The organism is Flavobacterium azizsancarii, from assembly GCF_027980145.1.
Lineage (GTDB): Bacteria > Bacteroidota > Bacteroidia > Flavobacteriales > Flavobacteriaceae > Flavobacterium > Flavobacterium azizsancarii.
The window spans coordinates 1-988 of record NZ_JAMZNK010000108.1 but is presented as its reverse complement, the minus strand read 5'-3'; the positions used below and the strand labels follow the sequence as shown (position 1 = coordinate 988).

Here is a 988-nt window from a genome sequence, read left to right as displayed (position 1 = left end):
GAGCGCAATGTCATTAAGTTAAGAAAATTTCATATCGCATCTTTTTGATTTTTAAGCACTAAAGGTCTTACTCTAGTTCTGTATTTACCTGCTTCCCGTTTATTATTACGATTTAATCGAATTGGAATTGTATTTTGAAGAAATAAATTTTCTAACTCTTTGAATACTTCTTCCAAAGGAGCTTCTTTAAAAAGCAATTCTAAAATTCGGTTTTTTAAAAATCCATAAGACAAATTTGTGTTTATTTTATAATCTAATTTTGTGTTTTGATTCTTAACCTTTAATTCTTCTTCTAAATCGTTTACAATAATTGACTGCAGGTTACTGATAAATACAGCACAGAAAAAATCCTGCTCAATACTCATCTTAGAATAACCTGTGAAATATTCTACTTTTAATTTATTTTTTAATTCATCGTAAAAGGTCTCAATTCCCCATCTTAAAAAGTATAATTCTTTAAATATATTTGAAGGGTAAATTTGACTGTCTAATAAAGATGTCATCAAAATTTCAATTTCTCCACCAGGCAAATCAACCCTGACTAAACGAACTTTTATACTAGTAGTTTTATCATAATCTTTCCCTTCAAATATGTGTTTTTCTTGTGGAAAAACATCAACAATCAAAGTTCTTTTCTCACTTAAGATGAAAGAACTTACTATTTTACTATGATTTTTTTGTACTCTTATTAAATAATCAATTCCCGATTTAATATGCTCGTATTTAAAGTCATAAGAAGGATATCCCCGGTCATAAATTATTAAATCATTTTCTTTCCAATGTGATTTATGGCTCAAGGCTAACTCTCTTTCTCCTGTTTTTATGTTTTCTAAAACTGAATCTAAAACTAACCCATTTAATACATCATACAATACAGATGATCTTGCCTGAACTATTGATGTATTGGTCTGATTTTTAGATTCGCCAAAACATATTTTTAATTCCTCAGTAAACGGCAGGGTTATCTTTGAACCATCAACAGCTAAAA

1 protein-coding gene is annotated in these 988 nt (G+C 28.3%); it reads right to left on the bottom strand.

Annotated elements, in window-relative coordinates; translation table 11 throughout:
• Positions 1-29: 29 nt before the first annotated feature.
• Positions 30-988 (bottom strand): IS4 family transposase (locus tag NJT12_RS24810; RefSeq protein WP_271338790.1); only part of this gene is annotated, 959 nt, incomplete at its 5' end.